General features: G+C 73.0%; 4 protein-coding genes. 2 read left to right on the plus strand and 2 right to left on the minus strand.

Annotated features, from left to right (window positions below):
- Both GT030_RS09825 and GT030_RS09830 read right to left on the minus strand, forming a co-directional pair.
- Nucleotides 1–78, minus strand: a 78-nt coding sequence (locus GT030_RS09825) for an acyl-CoA carboxylase subunit epsilon (protein ID WP_161200769.1), incomplete at its 3' end; no start/stop codon positions are given.
- Between the two features lie 22 nt (nt 79–100).
- Entirely contained in the window at nt 101–1,702 is a 1,602-nt protein-coding gene (locus GT030_RS09830) for an acyl-CoA carboxylase subunit beta (RefSeq protein WP_161200766.1), read from the minus strand.
- Nucleotides 1,703–1,812: 110 nt separating this feature from the next.
- Here GT030_RS09830 and GT030_RS09835 point away from each other — a divergent pair, with 110 nt between their 5' ends.
- Together GT030_RS09835 and GT030_RS09840 are read left to right on the plus strand one after the other, a co-directional pair.
- Nucleotides 1,813–2,673 carry a biotin--[acetyl-CoA-carboxylase] ligase gene (locus GT030_RS09835; RefSeq protein WP_161200767.1) on the plus strand — a complete coding sequence of 287 codons (861 nt, stop codon included), beginning with the start codon at nt 1,813–1,815 and terminating at the stop codon, nt 2,671–2,673.
- 228 nt (nt 2,674–2,901) lie between these two features.
- Nucleotides 2,902–4,026: an adenylate/guanylate cyclase domain-containing protein gene (locus tag GT030_RS09840; RefSeq protein WP_161200768.1), complete on the plus strand. Its 1,125-nt coding sequence runs from the start codon at nt 2,902–2,904 to the stop codon at nt 4,024–4,026.
- The last annotated feature ends 885 nt before the right edge of the window (nt 4,027–4,911 follow it).

Genomic DNA, 4,911 nt, shown 5'->3' on the forward strand with positions numbered 1-4,911 from the left:
GGCGCGGGCGCGGACCACCGCCAGGGCGGCGGCCAGCTCCTCCGGGGTCGGGTTGCCTCGTACGACCTTGATGTTCATGACGGCTCCCGTCGGCGCTGTCCTACAGGGGGATGTTGCCGTGCTTCTTCGGAGGGAGGGATTCCCGCTTCGTACGGAGCTGACGCAGCCCCCGGACGATGTGCCCGCGGGTGTCCGACGGCATGATCACCGCGTCCACGTAGCCGCGCTCGGCCGCCACGTACGGGTTGAGCAGCGCGTCCTCGTACTCCTGGACCAGCCGCGCCCGCGTCTCCTCGCCCGTGCCGGCGGTCTCCGCCTCGGCGATGGTGCGGCGGTGCAGGATGTTGACCGCGCCCTGCGCGCCCATCACCGCGATCTGCGCGGTCGGCCAGGCCAGGTTGAGGTCGGCGCCCAGGTGCTTGGAGCCCATCACGTCGTACGCGCCGCCGAACGCCTTGCGGGTGATGACGGTGATCAGCGGGACGGTGGCCTCGGCGTAGGCGTAGATCAGCTTGGCGCCGCGCCGGATGATGCCGTCCAGTTCCTGGTCCACGCCGGGCAGGAAGCCCGGCACGTCCACGAAGGTCAGCACCGGGATGTTGAACGCGTCGCAGGTGCGCACGAACCGGGCGGCCTTCTCGGACGCCTTGATGTCGAGGCATCCCGCGAACTGCATCGGCTGGTTGGCGACCAGACCCACCGGGTGCCCCTCGACCCGGCCGAACCCGGTGAGGATGTTCGGCGCGAACAGGCCCTGCGTCTCGAAGAACTCCCCGTCGTCCAGGACGTGTTCGAGCACGGTGTGCATGTCGTACGGCTGGTTCGCGCTGTCCGGCACGAGGGTGTCCAGCTCGCGGTCCTCGTCGCTGATCGCGAGGTCCGCCTCCTCCGGGTAGGCCGGGGCCTCGCTGAGGTTGTTGGACGGCAGGTACGACAGCAACTGCTTGACGTACTCGATCGCGTCCTTCTCGTCGCCCGCCATGTGGTGGGCCACGCCGGAGTTGGTGTTGTGGGTGCGGGCGCCGCCCAGCTCCTCGAAGCCGACGTCCTCACCGGTGACCGTCTTGATCACGTCGGGGCCGGTGATGAACATGTGCGAGGTCTGGTCGACCATCACCGTGAAGTCGGTGATCGCCGGGGAGTAGACCGCGCCGCCCGCGCACGGGCCGACGACCAGACTGATCTGCGGGATCACCCCGGAGGCATGGGTGTTGCGGCGGAAGATCTCGCCGTACGCGCCCAGCGAGGCGACACCCTCCTGGATGCGGGCACCCCCGGAGTCGTTGATGCCGATGACCGGGCAGCCGGTCTTCAGCGCGAAGTCCATGACCTTGACGATCTTCTGGCCGTACACCTCGCCGAGGGCGCCGCCGAAGACGGTGAAGTCCTGGGAGAACACGGCCACGGGACGGCCGTCCACCGTGCCGTACCCGGAGACGACACCGTCGCCGTACGGGCGGTTCGACTCCAGGCCGAAGTTGGTGGAACGGTGACGGGCGAATTCGTCCAGCTCGACGAACGAATCCTCGTCCAGGAGGAGTTCGATGCGTTCACGGGCCGTCAGTTTGCCCTTGGCGTGCTGCTTCTCCACCGCGCGTTCCGAGCCGGCGTGCGTCGCCTCGTGGATACGCCGCTGGAGATCCGCGAGCTTCCCGGCGGTCGTGTGGATGTCGGTGTCGTGACGCTCTTCCGGCTCGGACATCGGGATGCGGCTCCCTGCCTGCTCAAAAGGGGGGACGTTTACTCATCCGTAGCGTAGTGCGGGGCCCACCTCTCAGGAGTGCGGTCTTTCCCACACCTAGGGTTACTTGCATGACGCCGCACAATGCCTCAGGTCCCAGCCGGTGGTCCGACCTGGACCGTCCGCCGCTCAACGTGACCGCGCTGCGCCGCGGGCTCCTCCACGAGGGCGGCCTGTGGACCTCGGTCGACGTGGTCCAGCGCACCGGCTCCACCAACTCCGACCTCGTCGCCCGCGCGGCCTCCGGTGCGGCGGACGAGGGCGCGGTGCTGGTCGCGGAGGAGCAGACGGCCGGCCGCGGGCGGCTGGACCGGCGCTGGACGGCTCCGCCGCGCTCGGGCCTCTTCTTCTCCGTCCTGCTGCGCCCCGCCGAGGTCCCCCTGGAGCGCTGGGGCTGGCTCCCGCTGCTGACCGGCGTCGCCGTGGCCACCGGCCTGTCCCGCGCGGCCGGGGTCGACACGGCCCTGAAGTGGCCGAACGACCTGCTGGTCACCGTCGGCGGCGAGGAGCGCAAGGCGGGCGGCATCCTGGCCGAGCGCGCCGGCCAGGACGGCGTGGTGGTCGGTGTCGGCCTCAACGTCTCCCTGCGCGCCGACGAACTCCCCGTCCCGCAGGCGGGCTCGCTGGCGCTGGCCGACGCGGTGTCCACCGACCGCGACACCCTGCTCCGCTCGGTGCTGCGCTCCCTGGAGACCTGGTACGGCCGCTGGCGCTCCGCCGGTGGCGACCCCGTCACCAGCACCCTCCAGGAGACCTACGCGGCCGGCTGCGCCACCCTCGGCCGCCAGGTCCGCGCGGAGCTGCCCGGCGACCGGGCGCTGGTGGGCGAGGCGGTCGCGATCGACGGCGACGGACGGCTGGTCATCGCCACGGCGGAGGGTGTGCGGGAGGCCGTGGGAGCGGGGGACATCGTGCACCTGCGTCCGGCGTAGCGGGCGGTGTCCGGCGGCGGAACGGGCGTTCCCGGCCCCGGAAAGGGGGCAGAGGGGCGTGGGGACGCCGGGCCGCGCCCCCGCCGTGCGCGGTGCGCGCCGGGCGGTGCTTCCGGGGGGTGAAGGGTGCGTCCGGTGGGCGGTCCCGGCGGAGTGAGCTGGCGCACACCTGCCGTAGAGTTGAGGCCGGTCGGTACCTGACCGCGGCAGATCGGAAGGGCAGCAGGCGTGAGCGTCGACGACACGGGATCCGGCGCGGGCGCGGAGGGCCGGGTGGACCCCGATGCCCCCGACCCCGGCGACGACCCGCTCGCCCTCCGCCTCGAACAGCTCATCCTCGGCGCCGAGCGCCGCTACACCCCCTTCCAGGCCGCCCGCAGTGCCGGTGTCTCCATGGAGCTGGCGTCCCGTTTCTGGCGGGCGATGGGCTTCGCCGACATAGGCCAGGCGAAGGCGCTCACCGAGGCCGACGTACTCGCCCTGCGGCGGCTGGCCGGTCTGGTCGAGGCGGGGCTGCTCAGCGAGGCCATGGCGGTGCAGGTGGCGCGCTCCACCGGGCAGACCACCGCCCGGTTGGCCGAATGGCAGATCGATTCCTTCCTGGAGGGGCTGACCGAGCCCCCCGAGCCGGGCATGACCCGCACCGAGGTCACGTACCCGATCATCGAGCTGCTCCTGCCCGAGCTGGAGGAGTTCCTCGTCTACGTCTGGCGCCGCCAGCTCGCCGCGTCCGCGGGGCGGGTGGTGCAGAACGTGGACGACGCGGAGATGGTCGACCGGCGGCTCGCCGTCGCCTTCGCCGACCTCGTGGGCTTCACCCGGCTCACCCGGCGGATGGAGGAGGAGGAACTCGGCGAGCTGGTCGAGGCGTTCGAGACCACCGCCGCCGACCTGGTCGCCGCACGCGGGGGCCGGCTCATCAAGACCCTGGGCGACGAGGTCCTCTACGTCGCCGACGACGCGGCCACCGCCGCGGACATCGCCCTCCGCCTGGTCGAGACGCTCTCCAACGACGAGACGATGCCCGAGCTGCGGGTCGGCATGGCCTTCGGCACGGTCACCACGCGCATGGGCGACGTCTTCGGCACGACCGTGAACCTCGCCTCCCGGCTGACCTCGATCGCTCCCCGCGACGCCGTCCTCGTCGACAGCGCCTTCGCGGAGGAGCTCGTCCGCACGGGCGTCGCCCCGGCCTCCGAGGCCGAGGCGGCCGAGGCCGCCGCGGCGGCCGAGAAGGAGGGCGAGACCCCTCCCGACTACCGCTTCGCCCTCCAGCCCATGTGGCAGCGCTCGGTGCGTGGCCTGGGCATGGTCGAGCCGTGGCTGCTGGCGCGGCGCGGCGAGACGGGCTGAGGGCTCCTACCGGAGTTCCAGGCACACACCGAGTACGGGCACGCAGAGGCCCTTGTGGTCCGGAGGAGGCGCTGAGGCGCTCGCTGTGGGAGTCGGTGCCGTCGGTGCCGTTGTGGGCGCCGGTGGGGTCGTCGCGGGAGCTTCGGGTGCGGTGGGGGTCTGCGGTACGACAGCCCGCGGCGTCCCGCTGGAGCGCGCGGTGGGCGTAGCGCTCGCTTGGGCACGGGGGCTGCCGGGACCGCTGCCCGCACTGCTGGGCGTGGGCCGCGCGGACGTGGGAACGGAGGCCGCAGCCTTCGACGCCGGCGGTACGGCGAGGACGGTGGCGGAAACCCCGGCTGAGGGCTCGACCTTGAGCCTGGCCGGATGCCGCGGCTCGGCCTCGGCAGTGCCGGGCCCGGAATCGGGAGCGACCCGCACGAGACTCAGTAGTGCCACACCGAGGGCGACCGCCACTCCGAGAAGCAGCACGACGCGGCCCCGCCCCCGCCGATGCCGGCCGTGGCGCAGGGCGGCCAGGGCGCGCCGGGTCCACGCGGCCGGTGACAGGGGCGGTTCCCCTGGGGGAGCGGCCAGTACCACGCCCCTCGTCTGCGGCTGGTCGCTTCCCTTGCCCCGCCCGCTCCCCGCGCTCACCGGCGCCTGCGCCCGGTCGCGGGCCCCGGCGCCCTTCGTCCCCGTCCCCGGCGCCTGCGGCTGACCCTCCCCCTTGTCCCGCCCGGCCTTGTCCCGCCCGGCGTCGCCCGTCCGCGGCCGCCCCACCCCCGTCCGCACCCGGAACGACACCCCGGGGGGCTTGGTCGGGTCGGTCGGGATGCGCGCTGCTGAGCTCAGCGGAACCGATTCCGCAGGGAAGGGGGGCGGGGGCTGGACTCTTCGTGGCAC

The sequence above is a fragment of the Streptomyces sp. SID1328 genome (genome assembly GCF_009865595.1).
Taxonomy (GTDB): Bacteria; Actinomycetota; Actinomycetes; order Streptomycetales; family Streptomycetaceae; genus Streptomyces; species Streptomyces griseoluteus.